22 protein-coding genes are annotated in these 24,167 nt (G+C 71.4%); 13 read left to right on the top strand and 9 right to left on the bottom strand.

Annotated features, from left to right (window positions below):
- The first annotated feature begins 455 nt into the window (after window positions 1-455).
- Together HCN51_RS20830 and HCN51_RS20825 are read left to right on the top strand one after the other, a co-directional pair.
- Entirely contained in the window at window positions 456-1,073 is a 618-nt protein-coding gene (locus tag HCN51_RS20830; RefSeq protein ID WP_043625094.1) for a DUF47 domain-containing protein, read from the top strand.
- Between the two features lie 9 nt (window positions 1,074-1,082).
- Window positions 1,083-2,090 (top strand): inorganic phosphate transporter, encoded by a 1,008-nt coding sequence (locus HCN51_RS20825; protein WP_168011199.1) that lies wholly within the window; start codon window positions 1,083-1,085, stop codon window positions 2,088-2,090.
- Here the strand turns inward: HCN51_RS20825 and mshD are convergent, their stop codons facing one another.
- The gene (mshD, locus tag HCN51_RS20820) at window positions 2,091-2,999 is read right to left on the bottom strand and encodes a mycothiol synthase (RefSeq protein ID WP_346433726.1); all 909 of its coding nucleotides are present in this window, start codon (window positions 2,997-2,999) and stop codon (window positions 2,091-2,093) included.
- A gap of 107 nt (window positions 3,000-3,106) precedes the next feature.
- Between mshD and HCN51_RS20815 the strand changes: the two genes are divergently transcribed.
- Window positions 3,107-4,912, top strand: coding sequence for a bifunctional metallophosphatase/5'-nucleotidase (locus HCN51_RS20815; RefSeq protein ID WP_168011197.1), 1,806 nt, complete (start codon window positions 3,107-3,109; stop codon window positions 4,910-4,912).
- 39 nt (window positions 4,913-4,951) lie between these two features.
- On the opposite strand, the gene HCN51_RS20810 is transcribed toward HCN51_RS20815, so the two are convergent.
- Window positions 4,952-5,257, bottom strand: a complete 306-nt coding sequence (locus HCN51_RS20810; RefSeq protein WP_168011196.1) for a nucleoside triphosphate pyrophosphohydrolase family protein — start codon at window positions 5,255-5,257, stop codon at window positions 4,952-4,954.
- Window positions 5,258-5,284: 27 nt separating this feature from the next.
- Window positions 5,285-6,334: a sensor histidine kinase gene (locus HCN51_RS20805; RefSeq protein WP_168011195.1), complete on the bottom strand. Its 1,050-nt coding sequence runs from the start codon at window positions 6,332-6,334 to the stop codon at window positions 5,285-5,287.
- Between the two features lie 174 nt (window positions 6,335-6,508).
- Between HCN51_RS20805 and HCN51_RS20800 the strand changes: the two genes are divergently transcribed.
- Window positions 6,509-7,489 carry an NAD-dependent epimerase/dehydratase family protein gene (locus HCN51_RS20800; protein WP_168011194.1) on the top strand — a complete coding sequence of 327 codons (981 nt, stop codon included), beginning with the start codon at window positions 6,509-6,511 and terminating at the stop codon, window positions 7,487-7,489.
- Here HCN51_RS20800 and HCN51_RS20795 read toward each other — a convergent pair.
- Window positions 7,484-8,944 carry an MFS transporter gene (locus tag HCN51_RS20795; RefSeq protein WP_168011193.1) on the bottom strand — a complete coding sequence of 487 codons (1,461 nt, stop codon included), beginning with the start codon at window positions 8,942-8,944 and terminating at the stop codon, window positions 7,484-7,486. The genes HCN51_RS20800 and HCN51_RS20795 overlap by 6 nt on opposite strands.
- 110 nt (window positions 8,945-9,054) lie before the next feature.
- Between HCN51_RS20795 and HCN51_RS20790 the strand changes: the two genes are divergently transcribed.
- Both HCN51_RS20790 and HCN51_RS20785 read left to right on the top strand, forming a co-directional pair.
- Window positions 9,055-10,485, top strand: coding sequence for a purine-cytosine permease family protein (locus HCN51_RS20790; RefSeq protein ID WP_168011192.1), 1,431 nt, complete (start codon window positions 9,055-9,057; stop codon window positions 10,483-10,485).
- On the top strand, window positions 10,485-10,949 hold the full coding sequence (locus tag HCN51_RS20785) for a hypothetical protein (RefSeq protein ID WP_168011191.1): 465 nt from the start codon (window positions 10,485-10,487) through the stop codon (window positions 10,947-10,949). The genes HCN51_RS20790 and HCN51_RS20785 overlap by 1 nt, the downstream gene beginning before the upstream one ends.
- Window positions 10,950-10,954: 5 nt before the next feature.
- Here the strand turns inward: HCN51_RS20785 and HCN51_RS20780 are convergent, their stop codons facing one another.
- Window positions 10,955-12,754: an alkyl/aryl-sulfatase gene (locus tag HCN51_RS20780; protein ID WP_168011190.1), complete on the bottom strand. Its 1,800-nt coding sequence runs from the start codon at window positions 12,752-12,754 to the stop codon at window positions 10,955-10,957.
- A gap of 107 nt (window positions 12,755-12,861) precedes the next feature.
- On the opposite strand from HCN51_RS20780, the gene HCN51_RS20775 reads away from it, so the two are divergent.
- Both HCN51_RS20775 and HCN51_RS20770 read left to right on the top strand, forming a co-directional pair.
- On the top strand, window positions 12,862-13,488 hold the full coding sequence (locus tag HCN51_RS20775; protein ID WP_346433725.1) for an HAD family hydrolase: 627 nt from the start codon (window positions 12,862-12,864) through the stop codon (window positions 13,486-13,488).
- 95 nt (window positions 13,489-13,583) lie between these two features.
- A complete protein-coding gene (locus HCN51_RS20770) occupies window positions 13,584-14,522 on the top strand; it encodes a ribose-phosphate diphosphokinase (RefSeq protein ID WP_080047313.1) in 939 nt (312 codons plus the stop codon).
- A 34-nt stretch (window positions 14,523-14,556) separates the two neighbouring features.
- Here the strand turns inward: HCN51_RS20770 and HCN51_RS20765 are convergent, their stop codons facing one another.
- On the bottom strand, window positions 14,557-15,372 hold the full coding sequence (locus tag HCN51_RS20765) for an SDR family NAD(P)-dependent oxidoreductase (RefSeq protein ID WP_168011189.1): 816 nt from the start codon (window positions 15,370-15,372) through the stop codon (window positions 14,557-14,559).
- Window positions 15,373-15,382: 10 nt separating this feature from the next.
- Between HCN51_RS20765 and HCN51_RS20760 the strand changes: the two genes are divergently transcribed.
- Together HCN51_RS20760 and HCN51_RS20755 are read left to right on the top strand one after the other, a co-directional pair.
- Window positions 15,383-16,117, top strand: a complete 735-nt coding sequence (locus tag HCN51_RS20760) for a nucleotidyltransferase domain-containing protein (RefSeq protein WP_080043460.1) — start codon at window positions 15,383-15,385, stop codon at window positions 16,115-16,117.
- A gap of 130 nt (window positions 16,118-16,247) precedes the next feature.
- Complete coding sequence (locus HCN51_RS20755) at window positions 16,248-16,886, top strand: maleylpyruvate isomerase N-terminal domain-containing protein (RefSeq protein WP_080043461.1); 639 nt, start codon at window positions 16,248-16,250, stop codon at window positions 16,884-16,886.
- Between the two features lie 113 nt (window positions 16,887-16,999).
- Here HCN51_RS20755 and HCN51_RS20750 read toward each other — a convergent pair whose 3' ends face one another.
- Window positions 17,000-17,608: a TetR/AcrR family transcriptional regulator gene (locus HCN51_RS20750; protein ID WP_168011188.1), complete on the bottom strand. Its 609-nt coding sequence runs from the start codon at window positions 17,606-17,608 to the stop codon at window positions 17,000-17,002.
- Between the two features lie 60 nt (window positions 17,609-17,668).
- Between HCN51_RS20750 and HCN51_RS20745 the strand changes: the two genes are divergently transcribed.
- The 3 genes from HCN51_RS20745 to HCN51_RS20735 all read left to right on the top strand — a co-directional run bounded on the left by HCN51_RS20745 (window position 17,669) and on the right by HCN51_RS20735 (window position 20,884).
- Window positions 17,669-18,844 (top strand): FAD-dependent monooxygenase, encoded by a 1,176-nt coding sequence (locus tag HCN51_RS20745; RefSeq protein WP_168011187.1) that lies wholly within the window; start codon window positions 17,669-17,671, stop codon window positions 18,842-18,844.
- 157 nt (window positions 18,845-19,001) lie between these two features.
- Window positions 19,002-20,201 (top strand): sensor histidine kinase, encoded by a 1,200-nt coding sequence (locus HCN51_RS20740; protein WP_168011186.1) that lies wholly within the window; start codon window positions 19,002-19,004, stop codon window positions 20,199-20,201.
- Between the two features lie 35 nt (window positions 20,202-20,236).
- The gene (locus HCN51_RS20735; protein ID WP_168011347.1) at window positions 20,237-20,884 is read left to right on the top strand and encodes a response regulator; all 648 of its coding nucleotides are present in this window, start codon (window positions 20,237-20,239) and stop codon (window positions 20,882-20,884) included.
- Between the two features lie 183 nt (window positions 20,885-21,067).
- Here the strand turns inward: HCN51_RS20735 and HCN51_RS20730 are convergent, their stop codons facing one another.
- Window positions 21,068-22,786, bottom strand: a complete 1,719-nt coding sequence (locus tag HCN51_RS20730; RefSeq protein WP_168011185.1) for an alpha/beta fold hydrolase — start codon at window positions 22,784-22,786, stop codon at window positions 21,068-21,070.
- Between the two features lie 248 nt (window positions 22,787-23,034).
- Window positions 23,035-24,042 carry an ABC transporter ATP-binding protein gene (locus HCN51_RS20725; RefSeq protein WP_168011184.1) on the bottom strand — a complete coding sequence of 336 codons (1,008 nt, stop codon included), beginning with the start codon at window positions 24,040-24,042 and terminating at the stop codon, window positions 23,035-23,037.
- Between the last annotated feature and the right edge of the window lie 125 nt (window positions 24,043-24,167).

Raw genomic sequence — 24,167 nt, 5'->3', positions numbered from 1 at the left:
CGGGGGCAGGAGGCTGAGTGAGGTGGACGGCTGAGCCTGATCAAGGGCCGAGCGAGACAGCAGGCCCAGCCTGGTCGAGGTCCGCGCTAGACAGCAGGCTGAGCGCGACCGAGGTCTGCGCGAGATGGAGGTCCGAGCGTGATCAAGGTCGAGCCGGACGAAGGTGCGAGCAAGATCGAGGTCTGAGTAGAACGAAGATCTGAACAAGGTGAACAGTAGATGAACACTTGGCGAACGGACGGCGGTCTTCACCCGCCTCACCCCGCCCAAGTGAGCCGTTATGGGCAGCCCCAAACTAGGCCCGAGCAGCAAAAAACCGCCTAAAAGTACGCGGTTCTGCGGTGTCGCACAACATACGCCGGGTAGCCAGTAGGCGAAGGGGACATGAAGTTCGCATTTCGCCTGGTTAGCCATACCCTCTTCCACGGACCATCCCCGCACATCTGGAGAACGACGTGCGTCTGCGTCTCACGCCACGTGAGGACAGCTACTACGACCTGTTCGCCGACTCGGCGAACAACCTGGTCACGGCATCGCGTCTGCTGGTTGAGATCATCAGCGACGGCTCGGACAGGGAGGCCCTGGCCGAGAAGATGCGCGCCTGCGAGCACGCCGGTGACGAACGCACCCATGCGATCATGAACCGGCTCAATGAGAGCTTCATCACTCCGTTCGACCGCGAGGACATCTACCGGCTGGCCTCGAACCTCGACGACGTGATGGACGCCATGGAGGCCGCCTCCGACCTCATCGTCCTCTACCAGCTCGACCACCTCCCCAAGGACGTCGTCCGTCAGGTGGAGGTGCTGGAGCGGGCGGCGGAGCTGACCGCCGAGGCGATGCCGCGCCTGCGGTCGATGAAGAACCTCAACGAGTACTGGATCGAGGTCAACCGCCTGGAGAACCAGGGCGACCAGGTCTACCGGAGGCTGCTGGCCAAGCTGTTCAGCGGTGAGTACGACGCTCTCACCGTCATGAAGATGAAGGAGGTCGTCGACGCCCTCGAGGAGGCGGCCGACGCCTTCGAGCACGTGGCCAACACCGTCGAGTCGATCGCGGTCAAGGAAAGCTAGGGCCCAGCCGTGGACCTCACGCTCGCCCTCGTCATCGGCGTGGTCGTCATCGCCCTTGCCTTCGACTACACCAACGGCTTCCATGACGCGGCGAACGCCATCGCGACCTCCGTCTCGACCAGGGCCCTGACCCCCAGGGCCGCGTTGTTCATGGCCGCGGCCATGAACTTCATCGGCGCCCACCTGGGCACCCAGGTCGCCCAGACGGTAGGCAAGGGCATCATCGACGCGCCGAACGGCTCGCACGGCCTGGTCATCGTGGCCGCGGCGCTGATCGGCGCGATCTGCTGGAACCTGATCACGTGGTACTTCGGGCTGCCCTCCTCCTCCAGCCATGCCCTCATCGGCGGCCTGGTGGGCTCGGCGCTGGCGTCGTCCAGCGTGGTGCACTGGGACGGCGTGGTCGAGAAGGTCGTCATCCCGATGGTGCTGTCGCCGTTGATCGGCTTCAGCCTCGCCGCGGCGATCATGATCGCAATTTACTGGATCTTCCGCAACAGCCAGCCGGGGAAGACCAACCGCGGCTTCCGCTACGCGCAGACCGTCTCGGCCGCCGCCATGGCGCTCGGGCACGGCCTGCAGGACGCACAGAAGACGATGGGTGTGATCTTCCTGGCGCTCACCGTCGGCGGGCTCGCCCAGCCGACGGACCCCATCCCGCAGTGGGTCATCCTGGCCGCCGCCGGGGCGATCTCGCTCGGCACGTACGCGGGCGGCTGGCGCATCATGCGGACGCTGGGGCGGCGCATCATCGCGCTGGACCCGCCCCAGGGGTTCGCCGCGGAGTCGGCGGCGGCGACCGTCCTGTACGGGGCCGCCATCGGGTTCGGGGCGCCCATCTCCACCACGCACACGATCACCACGGCCATCATGGGAGTGGGCGCCACCAAGCGGCTCAGCGCCGTGCGGTGGGGCGTCGCGGGGAACATCGTGACCGCGTGGATCCTGACCATCCCGGCCGCCGCCATCGTGGCGGCGGTGTCCTACTTCATCCTGCACGCCATCATCGAGAGCTGATCACTGGGGCGCGTACATCACGTCCACGTCCCACCGGTTGAACCCGAGGGACTCGTACAGCCGGATCGCCGCCGTGTTGGTCTCGTCCACGTACAGCATCGCCTGGGCGAGGCCACGCGCGCGCAGGTGGACGAGCCCGGCCAGGGTGAGCGAGCGGCCCAGGCCGGTGCCCTGCTGCGACGGGTCCACCCCGACCACGTACACCTCTCCCAGCGGTTCGTGGCCGTGGTCGGAGGAGCCGTGGATCTTCGTCCAGTGGAAGCCGGCCAGCCGGTCGCCGCGGTAGGCCAGGAAGAAGCCCTCCGGGTCGAACCAGGGCTCCTGCTCGCGCCGCAGCAGGTCGTCCATCGTCCAGGCGCCCTGCTCGGGGTGGTGGGCGAAGGCGGCGGCGTTCACCTTGAGCCACGCCTCCTCGTCCTGTCCGGGCACGAACGTGCGCAGCGTCACCCCGTCCGGCAGCGTGTAGGGGGCGAGCGGCGCGAACAGGGAGCGGCGCATCTGCCACAGCGAGCGCACCCGCTCGAAGCCGAACGCGGCGGCCAGCGCGCCGGCTCCGGCATGGTCTCCGTGCGCCCACAGCCGCACGGGGCTCCCGGTCAGCTCCAGTACGGCGCGCAGCAGCCGCGTGCCGTGGCCCTGGCGGCGATGGGCCGGGTGGATGACCAGCTCCACGCTCGGGCCCTCGACCTCGTCGGTGGGGTCCACGTGCGCGTAGCCCGCCAGTGTGCCGTCGTCGGTGCGCAGCAGCAACGACCGGGCCCGCGGATCTCCGCCGTAGCGCAGATGGAGCATCACGTGCTCGTTGAGAGGGCGGACGCCGTCCGCCTCGGTGGCCTGCTCGACGACGTCGAGCACTTCGGCGACGTCGCGGTCGCCGAGCAGTTCCCTGATCTTCACGTGCGCACCCACACGACGAACTCTAGGCGTCCCCATGGCGAACAGTGCCAGCAGGTACTCCCGTCAATCGTTACCTTTCAGACATTTGTTGCATAGCGTCACGCCGTAACGTTCCTGTCATGACGTCACGCACCCTCCTCCGGCTGCTCTCGGCCGGAGCCGCGGCCGCGGCCGGGATCGCCCTGGCCGTCGCCCCCGCGGTCGCCTCGACCGGCGGCCACGGCGGCCATGGCGGCCACGGCAAGCAGACCGTCCCGGTCCGCCTGCTCAGCATCAACGACCTGCACGGCAACCTGGAGCCCCCGTCCGGCTCCTCCAGCCGCATCCTCGACCCCGACGGACCCCTGGTCGACACGGACGGCACCCTGACCGGCATCGCCGGCGGCAAGTACTCGATCGCCGGCGGCGTGTCGTACCTGGCGACGCACATCAAGCAGGCCCGTGACAGGAACACGCTGCTCGTGGCGGCGGGCGACCTGATCGGCGCGTCCCCGCTGATCTCCGCCGCCTACCACGACGAGCCCACGCTGGAGGTGCTCGGCTCGCTCGGCCTGGACACCACCTCGGCGGGCAACCACGAGTTCGACGAGGGCTACGCCGAGCTGCAGCGCCTGATGAACGGCGGCTGCCACCCCGTGGACGGCTGCTCGCCCGCGGGCGAGTGGAAGGGCACCGACTTCGACTTCCTCGCCGCGAACGTCCTGAAGCAGGACACCGGCACGTACGCGCTGCCGCCCTACTACGTCAAGACGATCAACGGCGTGAAGGTGGGCTTCATCGGCCTGGTCACGGCCACCACCCCGACCATCGTCACCGCCGAGGGCATCAAGGGCCTGCAGTTCACCGAAGAGGTGGCCGCGGCGAACCGGGCGTCGGCCTACCTGGCGCGCAAGGGCGTCAAGGCGCAGGTCGTCCTGGTGCACGAGGGCGACTCGATCACGCCGAACCAGAGCCCGGACGCCTGCTCGGTGAACACCACGAACGCCGGCTCGCGCATCGCCAGGGAGCTCAACCCGCAGATCGACCTGGTCATCAGCGGCCACTCGCACCAGGCGTACATCTGCAAGACCAGCGACCCGGCCGGCCAGGACCGCTACTACACGCAGGGGTCGTCGTTCGGCCGCGTGCTCACCCAGATCGACCTGCAGATCGACAAGCGCACCAAGGACGTGATCCGCTCCTCGGTCAAGGCCGACAACAAGGTCGTCACGCGTACGGTCACCCCTGACCCGCAGGTCGAGGCGCAGGTCCAGGCGTGGAAGACGCGCAGCGCCGCCGTCGCCGACCGCAAGATCGGCACGATCACGGCCGACATCACGAACGTGGTCAACAACAGCTCGGCCGCGACGACGAAGCCGGAGACGGCGCTCGGCGACCTCATCGCCGACTCGCAGCTCGAAGCCGCCAAGGCGGGCGGCGCCGAGATCGCGCTGATGAACCCGGGCGGCATCCGGACGTCGCTGACGTACGCGCAGAAGGGCTCCGAGGGCGACGGCGTCGTCACCTACGGCGAGGCGTTCGAGGTCCAGCCGTTCAGCAACATCGTGCAGGTGCGGACCTACACGGGTGCGCAGCTCAAGGCCCTGCTGGAGCAGCAGGTCTGGACGCCCAACCCGACGACGGGCGCGATCACGCACCGCGTCCTGCAAGTGTCGTCCTCGCTCACCTACACCTTCGACACGACCAAGCCGGTCGGCTCGCGGGTGTCCGACATCAAGCTGAACGGCACGCCGGTCACGGACACGCAGTCCATCAAGATCGCCGCCAACAACTTCCTGATGGGCGGCGGCGACGGTTTCTCGGTGTTCACGCAGAGCACCGACACGTGGAGCGGCCCGATCGACCTGGACGCGTTCACGGCCTACCTGGGCGCCCACTCGCCCATCAGCCCGTCTCCCGCCGACCGGATCACCTTCATCAAGTGATCCCCTGACCAGCGGAGGGCCCCGGTGTCGGCCGGGGCCCTACCGTTTCCAGGCCAGCCACTTGCGCGCGATCTCGGCCTCCAGATCCACCCCGTGGTGGCGGGCCATGAGCAGCACGTGGCACACCACGTCGGCCAGCTCCGCCCTGAAGTCGGCGTCGAGCTCCTCCCCGGTGCGGCCCTTCGTCCTGGCCCTGCCGGTGAGCATGAGGAACGCCTGCGTCAGCTCGCCGACCTCCTCCTGCAGCTTGAGCAGGAACCAGGTGTCGTCGCGCTCGATGCCCAGGTGATCGGCGTACCGCCGCGAGATGGACTCGATCTCCTCGGAGAGCTCGCGCAGGTCCATGCCGCCGAGTGTAGGCCCCTGCCGCGCTCAGCCACGGTGCAACGGCAGGACGGCGACGAAGCGGGCGCCGGGCGCGTGGTCGGCGACCGTCAGGGTGCCGCCGTGGGCCGTGGCGATCTCCCGCGACAGCGGCAGCCCGAGGCCGCTGCCGCTCTTGTCCTTGGCCCTGGCGCTCTCCAGGCGGGTGAACCGCTCGAAGACCCGCTCCCTGTCCTCCGGCGCGATCCCGTCGCCGTCGTCGGTGACGGTCACGACCACCTGCTCCTCCCGTACGGCCACCTCGACCTCGATCCTGGACAGGGCGTGGCGGGTGGCGTTGTCGAGCAGGTTCGTCAGGAGGCGGTCGAGCTGCACCGGCGAGCCGAGCACCGGGGCCGCCGCGCGGGCGCGCAGGAGGATCGGCACGGGGCCGCCCGCGCGGTGGCGCAGCTGCTCCTCCGCCACCTGGCGCAGGTCCACCACGCGGCGCTGCGTGAGCGCGCCCGCGTCGAGCTTGGCCAGCATCAGCAGCTCGTCGATGATGCCGGTCAGCCGGTCGGCGGCGGCCAGCGCCCGTATGCCCGTGGCCGGCCAGTCCGTCTCGTCGGGATAGCTGGCGGCCATTTCCAGCTGGGCGCGCAGGGCGGAGATGGGGCTGCGCAGCTCGTGCGAGGCGTCGGCGACGAAGCGGCGCTGCGTCTCGGCCGAGCGCTCCAGGCGGTCGAGGGTGTGGTTGGTGGTCGCGGCCAGGTCGGCGATCTCGTCGCCTGTGGGAGGGACGGGGACGCGCCGGCTGAGGTCCCGGCCCGTGATCTCGGCCAGCTCCGCGCGTACGCGCTCGACGGGACGCAGCGCGTGGCTCACCGCGGCCCAGGTGAGCAGCGCGACGATCACCAGGACGAGCGGCGTGCCCAGGAACACCATCAGATGGATCCACCTGAGCGCCGCGTCCACGTCGGCGGAAGCGCCGGCCCCTCGCACGGTGGCGAGCGTGAGGATCGACGCGCCGACGAACACGGCCGCGGCCACCAGGGTCGCGGCCGTGGTCAGCCGCGCCCGGATCGAACGCGGCAGCAGCCTGCGGGCTCTTGGCAGCAACCGTGTTGTCAATCCCGTCCCCGCCTTCCTGTCATCACTGTGAGTAACCTTTACCCGCCCGTGGCGCACGCAACATGATCGACGGATACTCTCCGTACATGTTTCGCTCCCGGCGATTCCGCTGACGGCGTGCACGGCTTACGAGCGGCCGGCCCGGCGGGCAGGGTGGGTGCCATGAAGGTTCTGGTGCTGGGTGGCACGGGGTTCGTCGGCCGGGTGGTCGTCGGCGAGGCGCTGGCGATGGGGTGGGAGGTCACGGCGTTCAACCGGGGCACCCAGGAGCCGCCGGCCGGGGTGACGGTGTTACGCGGCGACCGCACCGCGCCCGGCGGGCTGGCGGCGCTGGAGCGCGGCGAGTGGGACGTCGTGGTCGACACCTGGTCGTGGGCGCCCTCCGCGGTCAGGGACTCCGCCGCGCTGCTGGCCGGGCGGGCCGGCTCCTACGTGTACGTCTCCAGCCGGTCCGTGCACGCCGAGCCGGTGCCGTTCGGGGCCGACGAGAGCGCGCCCGTGGTGGCGGCCTCGGCCGACGACGGTGACGGCCCCTACGCGCGCAACAAGGCGGGCGGCGAGCTGGGGGCGGTGGCCGCGTTCGGCGACCGGGCGCTGCTGGCCAGGGCGGGGCTGATCATCGGGCCGCACGAGAACGTCGGGCGACTGCCGTGGTGGCTCGGCCGGATCGCCCGGGGCGGGGCCGTGGTGGCGCCTGCCCCGGCAGACCGGGGCCTGCAGTACATCGACGCCCGCGATCTCGCGGTGTGGTGCCTGGAGGCGGGGGCGCGGGGCGTCGGCGGGGCGTTCAACGTGGTGTCGCCGCCCGGCTTCACGACGATGGGAGAGCTGCTGGAGACGTGCGTGAAGGTGACCGGGTCCGGGGCCGAGCTGCGCTGGATCGAGGAGGAGCGGCTGCTGGCGGCCGGGGTGGAGCCGTGGGTGGGGCTGCCGTTCTGGCTGGTCGGCGCCGACCACGACTTCCTGCACGGGGCTGACGTGGGCAAGGCGGTGGCGGCGGGGCTGCGCGTGCGGCCGGTGGCGGAGACGGTGGCCGACACGTGGGCCTGGCTGCGCGGCCTCGGCGGGCAGGCGCCCCTGCGGGCGGACCGGCCGCTCAAGGGCCTCGACCCGGACCTGGAGGCACGCCTCCTGGCCTCATGACGTTTCCTCACCGGAGCGTCGCGTTACGGTCTCGTCGGCGTGCGGCCTGGTCGGGGACGGGGCCGGGTCGTGGCGGGTGCGGACGAGGTCGTACAGGGCGGCCAGCAGGGCGATGGAGACCGACGACACCACCACGACCAGCCCGTGCCGGAACGCGGTCGGCCACCCCTCGCCCAGCGACCCGAAGAACGTCGACCCGGCCGCCGCGATGCCGATGGCCGAGCCGAGGCGCTGCCCGGTCTGCAGCACCCCGGCGGCGCTCCCGCCACCGGAGGGCGGCACCTCCGACAGCGTGATGGCCTGGTTGGGCGAGATGACCAGGCCGCTGCCGAGGCCCGCGACGAGCAGCGGCAGCGCGGTGGCCAGCCCGGCCCCGGCGCCGGGCACGAGCGCGGTGGCGCCCATGGTGGCGAGGAGCCCGACGATGACCAGGGTGAGCCCGATGGCGACCAGCCGCCGCCCCATGCGCGACACGAGGCGCCCGCCGAGCATGGCGGCCGACGCCGAGCCGAGCGCGAACGGCGTGATCGCGAGGCCCGCCAGCAGCGCGCTGTAGCCGTGGCCGCTCTGCAGGTAGAGGGTGAAGATGAAGAAGATGCCGGTGAAGCCGGCGAAGTAGAACAGCGCGATGGCCGAGCCGAGGCTGTAGGAGCGCTTGCGGAACAACTCCAGGTTCACCAGCGGCTCGCGCCGGTAGAGCCGCTCCCAGGTGACGAACCCGGCCAGCACCGCCAGCGCGGCCGGCACGAGCAGCCACTTGGCGGCCCCCTCCCACTGGTGCCGCTGGATGAACGGCAGCAGCAGCCCGGCCACGCCGATCCCGAGCAGCAGCACGCCCACGGGGTCCATGCTCTCGGGCCGGGTGTGCACGAGCTGCGGGCGCGGCAGCAGCCGCCAGGCGAGCGGGAGCAGCAGGAGCCCGATCGGCAGGTTCACCAGGAACACCCACCGCCAGCCCGCGTCGGCCCCGAACACGGTGACCAGCGCCCCGCCGATGAGCGGCCCGGCGGCGGTGGAGACGCCGATGGTGGCGCCGAGCGCGCCGAAGGCGCGGCCGCGCTCGTACCCGTGGAACATCTGCTGGATCAGGCCCGAGACCTGCGGGTTCAGCATGCCGGCCGCCATGCCCTGCACGAGGCGGGCCACGATGAGCACGTTCATGCTCCAGGCGAAGCCGCAGAAGGCGCTGGAGAGCGTGAACAGGGCGACCGCCCACAGGAAGATCGTCCGGCGGCTCCGGGCGTCGCCGAGCCGGCCGGCGGGGACCAGGAGCAGGCCGAACGTGAGCGCGTATCCGGACAGGGTCCACTGGAGGCCGTCCTCGGTGGCCTGGAGCCCTTCGCGGATGGACGGCAGGGCGACGTTGACGATGCTGACGTCCAGGCCGGTCATGAACGCCGAGACCAGGCAGACGGCCAGCGCGCGCCGCCGCGGGTCGGTCCTGGTCTCCCCCATCACCTCGCACACACTTCCCGTGAAGCCATGAAATATCGCCTATGAGCCGTTTCTTTGCTTCCGGCCGGAGACGGGTTCGTTTCCCGGGCAAGGATGGGTAACGTCCGATCATGGACACGATGGCGGTCGAGCAGAACGGCATCAACGCCGTCCCCGAGCGGGAGCGGCACGGCAGGCCGAGAGACCTGTTCTGGCCCTGGGCGGGCTCGAACCTGTCGCTGTTCGGGGTCGCCTTCGGCGTGTACGTGGTCGGGCTCGGGCTGGGCGTCGTGCCCGCGATCGTCACCGGGGCCGTCGGGTACGCGCTGTCGTTCCTGCTGGTCGGCCTGGTCGCGATCGCGGGCACCAGGTCGGGGGTGCCGACGATGACGCTGGGCCGGGCGCCGTTCGGCTACCAGGGCAACAAGCTGCCCACACTGTTCTCGTACGTCTCGAATGTCGGCTGGGAGATCGTGCTCGTCACGCTCGCGGCGCAGAGCGGCGCGGAGATCATCCAGCGGCTCGTTCCCGCGTGGGGAGCCGCGTCCACGCCGATCACGGCGGTGTGCTTCGCCGTCGCGGCGGCCGTGGTGATCGCGGTCGGCGTGTACGGCCACCAGCTGATCATGGTGGTGCAGCGTTACCTGACCTACGCGTTCATCGTGCTGACGGTCGTCTACATGGTCCTCATGGTGCCCAGGCTCGGCACGGGCTCCCTGGAGACCACGTCGGGCGCGGGCGGCTGGGTGGGCGGGGTCATCTTCGCCATGACGCTGCTGGGCCTGGGCTGGGTCAACTGCGGCGCCGACTACTCCCGCTACCTGCCCACCCGCTCACGGGCGCGCTCGGTGGCCCTGTGGACGACGCTCGGGGGCGCGCTGCCGCCGCTGGTGCTGCTCGTGTTCGGGGTGCTGCTGGCCGGCGGCGATCCCACGCTGGCCGGACAGGCGGGGGCCAACCCGGTGGCGGCGCTGGCGGGGGCGTTGCCGACCTGGTTCCTGGTGCCGTACCTGCTGACCGCCGTCGGCGGCTTCCTGGCCGGCGCGATCATGGACATCTACTCGTCCGGCCTGTCGATGCTGGCGCTCGGCGTGCCGATCAGGCGGCACTACGCGGTGCTGGTCGACGGGCTGCTCATGGTGCTCGGCGGCTACTACCTGCTGTTCGTCTCCACGAGCTTCCTGGCCACCTTCCAGGCGTTCCTGGCGATCGTCGGCGTCGTGATGGCGGCCTGGGTCGCGATCTTCCTGGTGGACATGTGGCGGCTGCGGGCCGGCGGGCGCGGGTACGACGAGCGGCTGCTGCGGGCGGGCGCGCCCGCGCTCAACTGGCAGGGCGTGGTGTCGCTGGTCGTGGCGTCGGCCGCGGGGCTCGGGCTGATCACTTCGGCCGATCCGAACATCGCCGGTCTCGTCGGGTTCCTGATGAGCGACGAGCTGAAGAGCGGCACGTTCGGGACGGCGAACATCGGCGTGGCGATCGCGCTCGTGCTGGCCGGGCTGCTGTACTTCGCGATCACCGCTGTCGCCCGGCCTCGCCGTGTTGTTACTGTTGGTGATTGATGACTGACTTTCCGCTACGTCTGCTGAGATCGTCCGTGCACGTCACGGCCGCCGGGCTGCTCCTGATCGCCGTGCTCGGCGCGCTGCGCGAGGATCGCGGCTGGCCGGCCGCCGGCGGGGTGCTGCTCGGCCTCCTGTACGCCGCCGGCCCCGCGCTCCAGGGCCGGGCCGTGGCCGGGCAGGTCTGGCTGGGGCTGGTGACCGGCTGGTGGGCGGTGCTGGCCGTGGCGGCGCCGCCGTTCGTGTGGGTGGCGTTCCCGCTGCTGTTCGCGTACCTGCACGTGCTGCCGCTGTGGGGGGCCATGTTCGGCGTGGCGGTGCTGACGTCGGCGGCGATCGTGACGGCGGCCTGGCACGCGGGCGAGCTGACGACGGCGCTGCTGGTCGGGCCGGGTGTCGCGGCGGTCGCGGTGACGCTGCTGGCGCTGGCCTGCAAGGCGCTGCGGGCGGCCGGACAGAGTTGATCCGGTCAGGCGGTGACGATCGCGAAGTCCGGCACCGGGCGGTCGAGCACGGCCACCAGCCGCTGCAGCACCGTCGTGTCGCCCTCGCGCCGCACGCCCTCCACCCCCTTGCCCGTCAGCAGGCCCACGAGCTGCGCCTTCGTCAGCCGCAACGTCAGGTCGGCGGCGCCGTCGCGCGGGGCGGGCTGCTGGATGAACGCGCCGTTCGACAGCGTCGTACGGTACCGCTCGCCCAGGTCCGTCAGGTGCCAGTCGATGGACAGGCGCTCGTGCCAGGCCCGCGGCCCGTCCACGCGGATGGCGATCGAGTCGAAGATCTGCTCCACGGTCAGGGCGGCGAAGAAGTCGGGCGAGGCGGTGTCCAGGGTGGCGGGCACGGTGCCGTCGGCCAGCTCCAGCGCGCCCGACAGGTAGCAGTTGCGCCAGGTGGCGTTCTCGGCGCCGTGGCCGAGCCGGGTGTAGACCTCGGCCAGCAGGTCGCGGGCCTCCTTGTTGCCCTCGTCGGCGAAGACCGCGTGGTTGAGGAGCTGGGCGGCGAAGCGCAGGTCGTTCTCGTCGATGTAACGCCGGGCGAACGCGACCACGGCCGCCCCGCCGCCCAGGCACTCGACGTACCGGATCGCGCTCTCCCGCGGCGGGTGCTCCCACAGGTGCGCCGGGTTGCCGTCGAACCAGCCCAGGTACCGCTGGTAGACGGCCTTGACGTTGTGCACCAGCGAGCCGGAGTAGCCGTGCGTGTGCCAGGCCCGCTCCAGGTCGGGCGGGAGCTGGACGACCTCGGCGATCTCGGGTGCCGTCAGGCCCTTGTTGAGCAGGCGCAGGGTCTGGTCGTGCAGGTAGGCGTACATGTCGCGCTGCCGGCTGAGGAAGCGCTCCACGCGTTCGGCGCCCCACGTGGGCCAGTGGTGCGAGGCGAAGGCGACGTCGGCGCGGCCGGCGAACAGGGCGATGGCCTCGGTCAGGTACCTGGCCCAGGCGCGCACGTCCCGCACGGCGGCGCCGCGCAGCGGCAGGAGGCTGTGCTGGTTGTGGGTGGCGTTCTCGGCCAGGCAGAGGGCGCGCCGGTCGGGCAGCAGGACGTTCATCTCGGCGGGGGCCTCGGCGCCCGGGGTGAGCTGGAAGATCATCCTGACGCCGTCGACCGTCTCCTCCTGGCCGGTGCGGGCGATCTCGTCCGTGGGCGGGATGAGCGACATCGTGCCCGTCGAGGCGGTCATGCCCAGCCCGGCGCCGATCTGGCCCCGCGGGGAGCGGGGCAGGGCGCGGCCGTACATGTAGACGGCGCGGCGGGCCATGGCGGGGCCGGCGTAGAAGTTCTCGGCCACGGCGTGCCGCATGAAGCCGGCGGGGGCGAGGATGGGCACGCCGCCGCCGGTGACGCCGCGGACGCCGCCGAAGTGGTCGGCGTGGGCGTGCGTGTAGATGACGCCGGTGACGGGGCGCTCGCCGCGGTGGGCGCGGTACAGCTTGAGCGCGGCGGCGGCGCACTCGGTGGAGATGAGCGGGTCCATGACGACGACGCCGCGCTCGCCCTCGATCAGCGTCATGTTGGACAGGTCCAGGCCCCGTACCTGGTAGACGCCGTCGGTGACCTCGTACAGGCCCTGTTTGGAGCAGAGCTGGCCCTGTCTCCAGAGGCTGGGATGGGCGGTGCCGGGGCAGTCCTCCTGGAGGAAGTCGTAGGAGTCGTTGTCCCACACGACCCTGCCGTCGACCGTTCTGATCACGGCGGGGCTGAGCTTCGCGATGAAGCCGCGGTCCGCGTCCTCGAAGTCGCCTCTGTCGTGGAAGGGAAGGTCTGCCATGCACAGCCGCATGCCCTCCTTTCCCGGCAAATAGCTCAATAAAGGCCCTAAATAGGATGAATCTCCGACAAGTGGATGTGGTTGGCTTGGGTGCCATGGAAGCGTGCGTGTTCGACCTCGATGGGGTGCTGGTGGACAGCGAGCCGGTCTGGGAGGAGGTGCGCCGCGCGTTCGTCGCCGACCACGGAGGCACCTGGCAGCCCGACACGCAGTCCAGACTCATGGGCATGAGCACCGGCGAATGGGCCGCGTACCTGCACGAGCTCGGCGTCGAGCTGCCGCCCGACGAGATCGCGCGCGGCGTCGTCGAGCAGATGGCCACGCGGTACCGCGACGACGTGCCGCTCATGCCCGGGGCCGTCGAGACCGTCCGGCGGCTGTCCGGACGCATCACGCTGGGGCTGGCCAGCTCGTCCCCGCGCTGGCTCATCGACGTCGTGCTGGAGGCGGCCGAGCTGACGGAGTGCTTCGCAGCCACCGTCTCCACCGAGGAGGTGCCGCGCGGCAAGCCCGCGCCCGACGGCTACCTGGAGGCCGCCCGGCGCATCGGGGCCGACCCCCAGAAATGCGTGGCGGTCGAGGACTCCAGCAACGGGCTGCGCTCGGCGTACGCGGCAGGAATGCGCGTGATCGCGGTGCCGCACCCGCGCTACCCGCCCGCGCCCGACGCGCTCGCCCTGGCCTGGCGCGTCCTGCCCGGCCTCGACGCGCTCTCCTCCGAGCTCGTCGGGTGAGCGCAGGAAGGCTTTTCGGCGGGAACGCCTGAGACGCGCTGACCCCAGGGCTGCTCTCGTGGAACGTCGGTGCCCCTGGCTACCATGTGGGAATCGTGCGAGACATCACGGTTTTCAGCGGCAGCGCCCATCCCGAACTGGCCGAGGAGATCTGCGCCCACCTGGGCACCCCTCTGCACCCCGTCCAGATCAACCGCTTCGCCAATGACGTGCTCGAAGTGCAGCTCCAGGCCAACTGCCGCGAGCGCGACGTGTACCTCATCCAGCCGCTCGTGCCTCCCGTGCAGGAGCACCTCGTCGAGCTGCTGCTCATGCTCGACGCCGCCCGCGGCGCCTCCGCCGCCCGGACCACCGTGGTGATGCCTCACTACGCCTACGCCAGAAGCGACAAGAAGGACGCGCCGCGCATCTCGATCGGCGCCCGGCTGGTCGCCGACCTCATGGTGGCCGCGGGCGCCAGCCGGGTGCTGGCGATGACGCTGCACTCGCCGCAGGTGCACGGCTTCTTCAGCGTCCCCGTCGACCACCTGCACGCGCTGCGCGAGCTGGCCGCGCACTTCCGCCGGTACGACCTGTCCAACACGGTCGTCGTCTCGCCCGACCTCGGCAACGCCAAGGAGGCCGCGCACTTCGCCCGCCTGCTCGGCACCGGCGTCGCCATGGGCGCCAAGCAGCGCTTCAGCGACGACCGCGTCGTGATCAGCTCCGTGATCGGCGACGTGGCCGGCAAGGACGTCATCATCCTCGACGACGAGATCGCCAAGGGCAGCACGGTCATCGAGCTGCTCGACCGGCTGCGCGAGCGCGACGTGCGGTCCGTACGCGTGGCGTGCACGCACGGCCTGTTCTCGGCCGACGCCCTCGACCGGCTCAGCGCGCTGCCCGAGGTGCAGGAGATCGTCTGCACCAACACCGTCCCGCCGCCCAAGCCCACCGACAAGCTCACCGTGCTGTCGATCGCGTCGGCCCTGGCCGAGGCCATGCGCCGGATCCACTACGGCGAGTCGGTCAGCGCCCTGTTCAGCACATCCTGAGCAGCCCTGTTCCGGATGTGCTGAACAGCCCCGTTCAGTACATCCTGATGACCTGCCCCGTCACCCGCCGCCCCTGGTGCGAGGCCAGGAACGTGATCACCTCGGCCACGTCCTCCGGCTGCGCGATCTCCTTGAGCACCGCGCTCTCTGCGACCGCCCTGGCCACCTCGTCGTTGATCCAGCCGGTGTCGGTGACGGGCGGGTGGACCATGTTGGCCGTGATGCCGTAGCGGCCCAGCTCGTGCGCGGCCGACATGGTGTAGTTCTCCTGGGCGGCCTTCGCCGCGCCGTACGAGACCTCGGTCGGGAAGCCGTCGGAGCCGCCGGAGGTCAGGCCGATGATGCGGCCCCAGCTCGCCCCGCGCGCCAGGTGGCGCCGGGCGAACTCCGCGATCAGCAGCGCGGCCGCCCGCGCGTCCACCACGAACTGCCGGTCGTGCGTCTCGGCGTCCACGAGCCGCAGCGGGCGGCCGAACCCGTCGCGCTCGGTGGGCGTGAAGGTGTCGCTGAGCCAGCCGCTGGCGTTGTTGACCAGGATCTCCACCGGCCCGAACGTCTCCTCCGCCAGGTCGAACAGCCGCTTCGGCGCCTCCGCGCCGGCCAGGTCGGCCTCGAACGCCTCGGCGGTGCCGCCCGCCTCGCGGATGCGGCGCACCACCTCGTCGGCGGTGCCCGCGCGGGCCCGGTCGTAGGTGTCCGGATAGGCGGGCTCGTTCAAGGGCTCGAGCCGTTTGTACGTCAGGAGCACCGCGGCCCCTTCGGCCGCCAGCGCGCTCGCGGCCGCCGCGCCGATGCCGTGATTGGCGCCTGTGATCAGCGCGACCTTTCCTGACAGCCGTGTATCGATCATAGTTGCCATCATGCACGCAGCCACCGAGCGACTGCTCACGCATTTTCTCGAGAGCATCGAGCCCGCCGTCCCCCTGGTCGCGCTCTGGGCGCACGGCTCGCTCGCGGCGGGCGACTACCAGGAAGGACGCAGCGACCTCGACCTGATCGCGGTGCTCGACTCGCCGGCCACGATGGGCGACTGGCGGCGGATCAAGGCCGTGCACCGCAGGATCCGCCTGCCGCTGGCGGAGCTGCTGCACTGCTCGTACATGTCGAGGCAGGAGCTGGACGACCTCGGGGCCGAGCACATCACGTGGGCGCACCAGCAGATCTACCGGCGCCCCGTCAGCGCGGTCACCCGGCGCGAGCTGCACGACGGGGCCAGGGTCCTGTACGGGCCGCCGCCGGCCGGCCTGCTGCCGCCCGTCTCGGACGAGGAGCTGATCCGGTACGTCCGTACGGACCTGCGCGACTTCTGGCTCGTCAAGGCGCAGGAGCGGCGGCGCTGGCTGCAGGACGTCTGGGTGGACCTCGGCATGCTGACCGTCGCCAGGGCCACGGTCACGCTGCGGGAGGGGCGGCTGATCAGCAAGCTGGAGGCGCTGGACGTGCTGGCCGGGATGGGGGCGCCGGAGCCGGTGGTGGCCGACGTGCGGGCCCGCCGCTACGGGACGCCGCGGCCGGTGCTGAGCCGGTTCAGGCGGGGGCGGCTGGCGCGGGCGTTCGTCAGGTCGGCGATCAGGCAGGCGCTCGCCACCGCCTGAGAAGGATCATCCGCCGGACGGGCGCTCGCCACCTCCTGAGTTTCCGCAGGAAGAATGGCAAGGCTCCGGTGGTTTGTTACGAGCGTAGTGCTGGCACCAATCACCACCTGAAACCGGGAAAGGGCGGCAAATGGGGGAAAGCAGGCAGTCCTATCTGGTGGCCGCGGCGTCGGCCGTGTCGCTCCTGCGCGATCCGGCCGTGGCGGCGTCGTGGGACAAGCCGAGCGCGCTGATGGAGTTCAGCGTCGCGGGACTGGCCGGGCACCTGGCCCACCAGCTCGTACGGGTCGGCGACGTGCTCCCGCCCAACGGCCAGGCCGGGGAGCCCATCACGCTCATCGAGCACTACTCGCGCTCGCCGTGGGTGCAGGCGGGCCTCGACCACGAGAGCAACCTCAGCGTCCGGCGCGGCGGCGAGGCGGCCGCGGCGGCCGGCCCCGCCGTGCTCGTCGAGCGGGCCCAGGCACTGTACGAGATGCAGAGCGCCGCCCTGGCCGCCGAGCCCGCCGACCGGGTCGTGTTCCTGCCGTGGTCCGGCTGGTCGCTGCGGCTCGACGACTTCCTGCTCACCCGGCTCGTGGAGCTCGTCGTCCACTCCGACGACCTGGCCGCCAGCGTGGGGGTGGAGACCCCCGAACTGCCCGCCTCCGTGATCGACCCGGTGGTGGAGCTGCTGGCCCGGCTCGCCGTGCACCGCCACGGGCCGACGGCGGTCATCCGCACGCTGAGCAGGGCCGAACGCGCTCCGGCCACGATCAGCGCCTTCTGACCCCGACGCGCGAGCGGGGCCGGCCCTGATCAGCGGGTACGTCGCACGGAACCTCTGTGCGTGACCGGCCGTGACCAGCGGCCATTGATCTTCGCGGCGGGGGCAGGCCGTGATCAGGGGATGCTCGTGTCGTCGTTCCCGCTCCCGCTCGAGTTCCCGTTCACGATCATGCGCAGGGCCGCGACCACCTCGCGGCCCGACAGCGCGCTGGCCGGGTCGAGCAGCCACTGCGACAGGAACCCGGTCAGCATGGCCTGGTAGACCGTCCCGGTGAGGCGCTCGCGCTCGGGATCGGTGCCCTGCGCCACCCCCTCGAACAGCTCGGCCAGGCCCAGCCGCGCCTCCCCGATCGCCCGTACGAGCTGCTCACGCACCTCCGGCACGTGGTCGATCTGCCCGAGCAGCTCGAACTGCGTCACCCACAGCGGCCGCAGCTTCTCGAACGACTCCACCACCCGGTCCCACGCCGCCTCGAACCGCTCCAGCGGCGTGGCGTCCGGCCGCACGTCGGCCGTCAGGGTGGCCTCCAGCTCCTCGCCCCACTCCTGCATCACCGCGAACAGCGCCTCGTTCATCAGCGCTTCCTTCGACTTGAAGTGGTAGCCGATGCCCGCCAGGCTCACGCCGGACGCGTTCGCGATGTCACGCGCGGTCGTGCGCGAGTAGCCCTTCTCGATCAGGCACTGCTTCGCCCCCGCCAGCAGATCTTCCCTGTTTCCCATGACCAGAGGCTAACACAATCGTCCTAGACAAGCGTCTTAGACGGATGTACCGTCCCTTTCATGACGAACATCCTCATCTCCGGAGCGAGCATCGCGGGCACCGCCACCGCGTACTGGCTGCGCCGGCACGGCTACGCCGTGACCGTCGTCGAGCGCGCCCCCGCCCTCCGCACCGGCGGCTACAAGGTGGACCTGCGCGGGGCGGCACTGCAGGTCATCGAGCGCATGGGCCTGCTGGACGCCGTCCGCGCCAGAGCCACCGACATGCGCGTCGCCACCTACTACGACGCCTCGGGCCGCCCGCTGACCACCGTCGACGCCGACCTGTTCGGCGGACGCACCGGCCCCGACGCCGAGATCATGCGCGGCGACCTCAACGAACTGCTGTACGACCTGACCCGCGACGACGTCGAGTACCTCTTCGACGACTCCATCACCGGCATCGCCGAGGACGGCACCGTCACGTTCGAACGATCCCGCCCGCGCACGTTCGACCTCATCGTCGGAGCCGACGGCGCGCACTCCAACGTCCGGCGGCTCACCTTCGGCGACGAGTCCGCCTTCACCCGCCACCTCGGCCACTACATCTCGATCTGCACCGTGCCCAACACCCTCGGCCTGGACCGCGAGGAAGCCGTGCACGCCACCGCCGGCCGGACCGCCAACGTCTACAGCACCCGCCAGGACACGCGGGCCAAGGCGCTGTTCATGTGGTCCTCCCCGCCCCTCACCTACGACCACCGCGACGTCGCCGCGCAGAAGAACCTGCTCGCCCAGGCCATGGACGGGGCCGGCTGGCAGGTGCCCGCCCTCCTCGACGCGGCCCGCGACGCCGACGACTTCTACTTCGACTCCGTCGCCCAGATCCACCTCGACCGCTGGTCCAAAGGCCGCGTCGTGCTGGTCGGCGACGCCGGCTACTGCGCCTCACCCGCCTCCGGGCAGGGGACGAGCCTGGCCGTCGTCGGGGCGTACGTGCTGGCGGGCGAGCTGGCCACCGGCGGCGGGACGGACGGCTACGAACGCGAGCTCCGGCCCTTCGTGACGGCCAACCAGGCACTGGGCCCGGCCAACATCAAGGGGATGGTGATCGGATCACGGGCGGCACTGTGGCTCCAGCTCACGATGATGCGCCTGCTCCCGCACCTGCCCGGCCGGAACCGGATGATCGAACGGATCACCGGCCCCATCGCCCGCGCCGCCAACGCCATCACCCTCAAAACCTACGAACACTGACCCGCCTACCCCCGACTCCAGCCCCACCGACCCCTTCAACCCACCGCCCCGTTCAACCCACGGGACCCCGAGCCTACGGACCCCACGCGCTCGGCAGACGCCCCCTTACTACTTTCGTCGTAACAGCCTTTCCCCAGCCCGCCCCTACCCTGTGACCATGCGATTCGCACTGCTCGGCGTGGCGGTCCTCGCGGTGTCCCTGTTCGTGATGAGCGGGCAGATGGGGGTGCCGTCCGACCTCCCGTTCCCCGTGCAGGTCGCGATCGCCGGCGCGGCGGGCGTGGCCGCCTGGCACGCGCGGCGGTCCTGGTGGCCGCTGGCCGCCATCGGCGCCGTCACCTACGCCTGGCTGGTGGTGTGGCCGCCGCTGCTGGTCGCCTCCTACTTCGCCGGCCGTACGCTCGGCAGGGGCCGCGGCCTGGCCGCCTACCTAGGGGCATGCCTGGCTGTCCAGGGCGTCTCGGCGCTCGTCGGCGAGACACGCGACGGCCCGCAGGAGATCATGACCGCGAGCCTGGGCAACGCCCTGTTCATGGCACTGGGCACGATCGGCCTCCCGCTGGCCGTGGGCCTGTGGGCACGCGCCAGGAGGGAGACGGCCGAGGAGCGCGCGCGACGGCTCGAACGCGAGCAGATCATGCTGGCCGAGCAGGTCAGAGCACAGGAGCGGGCCAGGATCGCCAGGGAGATGCACGACATCGTCGCGCACCGGGTCTCGCTCATCGTGCTGCACGCGGGCGCCCTGGAGGTGCGCACCACCGACGAGGAGACCGCCGAGACCGCCGCCCTGATCGGCGGCATCGGCAGAGAGGCCCTGTCAAACCTGCGCGACGTGCTCGGCGTCCTCCGCGCCCCCCGCCCCGACTCCCCCGACCCCGGCCTCGGCCCGCGCCCCTCCCTGGGCGACCCCGGCCTCAGCCCACGTCCCGCCCTGGGCGATTCCGACGCCGCCTTCCGACCACAGCCCACCCTCGGCGACCTCGACCGTTTACTCGACCAGTCCCGCGCACTCGGCATCACGGTGACCAGACACGACGAGGGAGATCCCCGGCCGGTGGAGGAAACGGTGGAGCGCACCGCGTACCGAGTGATCCAGGAAGCACTCACCAACGTGCACAAGCACGCAGGCGACGCCCACACGGACGTCCTGCTGCGCTTCGCGGACGGAGAACTGGAGGTGGAGATCCGCAACCGACCCCCGCACGGCCACCCCGCGAACCTGCTCGGCACAGACCTGTCAGGCGCCGGCTGGGGCCTGGTGGGCCTACGCGAACGCGTGGAGCTGCTCGGCGGCACACTCCGCACCAGCACCGAGGAGAGCGGCGGCTTCCTCGTCCGCGCCAGGATCCCGGCATGAGCAAGCTGCACCACCGCAGGCGGCGGGAGCCCGGGATGATCAGGGTCCTGGTGGTGGACGACGAGGCTCTCGTCCGGTCCGGGCTGCGGATGATCCTGGAGGCGGCGGGCGACATCTCCGTGATCGGCGAGGCCCGCGACGGCGCCGAGGCCGTCTCGGCGGTCGGGCGGTTGCGGCCGGAGGTGGTGCTGATGGACGTGCGGATGCCCGGCATGGACGGCCTCACCGCCGCCGCCCGCATCCTCAAGGCCCCGGAGGCGCCGAAGGTCGTCATGCTGACCACGTTCGACGCGGACGAGTACGTCCACGAAGCGCTGCGCCTCGGCGCCGTGGGTTTCCTGCTCAAGGACACCCCGCCGAGAGAGCTCGCCGCCGCGGTGCGCACGGTCGCGGGCGGTCAGGCGATGCTCTCGCCGTCCGTCACGAAGCGGGTGATCGAGCAGTACGCCGACCGCGCCCCCTCACGCGCGGAGGCGGCCCGCCGGCAGCTTGAGGGGCTCACCGATCGGGAGGAGGACGTCATCAAGGCGCTGGCCCGCGGCCTGTCCAACGCGGAGATCGGCCGCGAGCTGCGCCTGACGGAGGCCACGGTGAAGGCCCACGTCAGCCGAGTGCTGGCCAAGCTGGGCCTGGCCAACCGCGTCCAGGCAGCCATCCTCGTCCACGACGCCGACCTCAACTGACCCCACCCGCCCACCCCGAATGGCCGGCCCGCCCTTGGACGGCTGGCCCGCCCCGGACGGCTGGTCCGCCTTCGGACACGGACCAGGCGTCCGCGTGGCCGGGCGACCTGGACATGGGGCTCCGAGGGTGGGCGGTGAGGACGTGCGGATGGGGGCGCATCGGTGGAGAGGGGCGGGAGGGGGTCAGCTGGGGAGGGGGATGCCTGGGCAGCCGCGGTCGATGCGGCCCGTTTCGAAGTAGCGGACCACGTCGGCCGCGCATTCGGGCACGCGGGTGGTGGAGACGTGCACGTCGTCGGCGACCGTGTAGACGGTGCCGCCGATGGCGCGGCGCGTCTGCAACGTCCAGTCGTAGGCGGACATGAACTCGTACAGGTGCCCGCCCAGCACCAGCGACCCGCTGCCCCGCCGCAGCTCGGCCTCCTGGACGGGGAGCGGCCAGCCCTGGCACATGGCGCCGCCCAGGCCCCAGCCGCGGCCGGTTGCCGGGAGGCGTTCGACGAGGCGCTGGTAGGTGCGCCAGGCGGTGTCGAAGGAGGGTCGGCTGCCGTCCTCGTTACAGGCGACGGCCCAGTTCATGGTGCGGTTCAGCATTTCGGGTGCGCCGGGTGCGGGGGTGCCCATCATGGGGGCGCCGAGGAGTTGCTTGACGGTGGGTGGGGCGGTGGTGCCCGTTGACGTGCGCAGCTCGGACAGTGCCTTGCCCGCGCGCGCCCAGTCGGTCGAGTTCAGCTTGGCCAGGTCGGCGACGGCCGAGCCGTCGATGGGCCGCTGCAGGTCGGTGTAGGTTTTGGGGCTCTTGTCGTACGTGCGGACCAGTTTGGCCACCTCCCGGCGCACCTGAGCGGCGGTGGCGCCGAGACCGTAGAGGCCGTCGCGGCGGGCCAGCCAGGCGGCCATCCGCCCGAAGTCGCGCTCGGCCGCCTCCGCCGCGCCCTCCGTGTGCCGGACGAGGTCGGTCCATGGCGGCGCGACGCTGTCCAGGAAGACCCGTCCGGTGTGCTCCGGGAACTGGCTGCGGTACACCATGCCCAGGTAGGTGCCCCAGGAGAAGCCGAGCAGGTTGAGCTTGCTCTCCCCCAGCGCGGTTCGTACCAGGTTGAGGTCATTGGCCACGTTCGTGGTGGTGAGCTGGCCGAGGAAGGCGGGGTCGGAGTGGCCGCACTGCTGGTTGGCGGCGAGCTGGGCGTCGTAGACCTTCCTCGCCGTCTCCTTGGTGAACGCGCCGGGCGTCTGCGGGCCGACCGGCGGGGTGGGGCAGGCGACCTTGGTGCTGTAGCCCACGCCGCGCGGGTCGAAACCGATGATGTCGTAGCGCTCGTTGAGCCGCGCCATCTCCTCGTTCCTGAGCGCGGCCCGCAGGATCGGGTCCAGGAAGCCGCTGTTGCCCGGCCCTCCGGGCAGGACGGCTACGGCACCGAGCCGCCCCTCCGGGTCCGTGGCGGCCAGCCGGGTCACCGCGATGTCGATCTTTCGTCCGGCGGGGTCGCGATGGTCCAGCGGGACGCTGACCTTGCCACACTGCAAGCGCTTCATCTCGGTACGGAACGCCGGGATCTGCTCCTCCTTCACACCGAGACCCCGGATCACGTCATCGGTGTAGGACGGGCAGGCCGCCCACTCGACCGACGGCACACCGGAGCCGGCGCCCGCGGCGGTCGACGTGACGGCACTGCTCAGAGGGGTCGACGCGGCGGCGGTGCCCACGGTGGTCGGCCCGGTGGCGGCGCTCCCGGCGGCCGACCCGGCGGCGCTACCCGAGACGGCCGGTCCTGCGGCAGCGCTCACGGCCGGCGACACGACGGTGGCGCTCCCGGCGAGAGGTACGGCGGTGGCGCTCGCCGTGGAAGGATGCGCCACCAGCCCTGCCAGCGCCAGTGACAGCGCCAACGACAGTGACATTGCCGGTGACGGCGACAGCGACAGCGACAGCGCCGGCGAAGAGGCCGGTGCCGCGCGGGATGTTCGGTGCGTCATGCGGTACAGGAGTAGCGCAGCGGCCGTTTCCCCACCGTTTCCGACCAGGCCCAGAAGCGAGCGCGCGCACGGGCGCGGGCAGGGGCACGAGCGCAGGGGCGGGCACGGGCGCAGGGGCCGGGCGGTGGCGCGGCCGCCGGCGTTCGGGGCCGCGCTTGCCCCGGGCCGAGGGGTTAGGTGGTTGTCGTCTCCGCGTAGTAGCAGGCTGCCTGGGCCTCTGGGGTGGCGGGCAGGATGGGCAGGGGTTCTGTGCGGCAGCGGGTGTGCACGCCTGCCTCCGCAGCCTTGCCGGAGGCGAGGACCTGGCAGCGGGCGTGGAAGCGGCAGCCGCCCGGGATCCTGGTGGGGTCCGGGGGTTCGCCGGTCAGGACCACTCGCTCGGGGGATTCCGGCAGGACGGACAGCAGGGCCTGGGTGTACGGGTGCCGGGGGGCGGTCAGGACCTGTTCGACGGGGCCGGATTCGACGATTCTGCCCAGGTACATCACGGCGACCCGGTCGGCGATGTTCCAGGCCAGGCCGAGGTCGTGGGTGACGACGAGTGCGGACAGGCCGAGGTCGTCGCGTAGCCGGAGCAGCAGGGCCAGGATCTCGCCGCGTACAGAAGCGTCCAGGGAGGCGACGGGCTCGTCGGCGATCAGCACCTTCGGGTTGAGTGCGAGTGCGCCGGCGATGACGACACGCTGGCGTTGCCCGCCGGACAGCTCGTGCGGGTAGCGCAGGAAGAACCGGTCCGGGGGGCGCAGGCCGGCGTGGGAGAGGGCCTTGGACACGAGGTCCTGCTCGTCGGGGAGGCCGTGGATGCGGGGGCCTTCCGCGACGGCCTCGTACACGGTGTGTCTGGGGTTGAGTGAGCCGGTCGGGTCCTGGAGGACGAGCTGCACCTGGCGGCGGTAGGTCTTGAGTGCCCTGGAGGTGTAGGTGAGGGGGTTGCCGTCGTAGCGGACCTCGCCTGAGGTGGGGCGTTCGAGGCCGAGGAGGGTGCGGGCCAGGGTGGTCTTGCCGCAGCCGGACTCGCCGACCAGGGCGACGATCTCGCCTTCGCCGATGGCCAGGTTGACGCCGTCCACGGCGCGGGCGCGGCGGCCCCGGGAGGAGAACTCGACGTGCAGGTCGCGGGCCTCCAGCAGGGTCGGCCGGGTCGTCGTGACCGCCTCGGCGGTGGTCTGCGTCTCAGTCATGCGAGCTCTCCAGGGCCGATGGCGCGTGCGAAGGCAGCCTCGGCGCATCCGACGGTCCTCGTCGTGGGCGTCGTCGTGGGCATGGTGGGCGTCGTCGTGGTCATGCCCTCTCCTCGGCCGGGACG

Source organism: Nonomuraea composti (assembly GCF_012034275.1).
GTDB classification, from domain to species: Bacteria; Actinomycetota; Actinomycetes; order Streptosporangiales; family Streptosporangiaceae; genus Nonomuraea; species Nonomuraea composti.
This window is presented reverse-complemented; position numbering and strand designations above follow the sequence as displayed.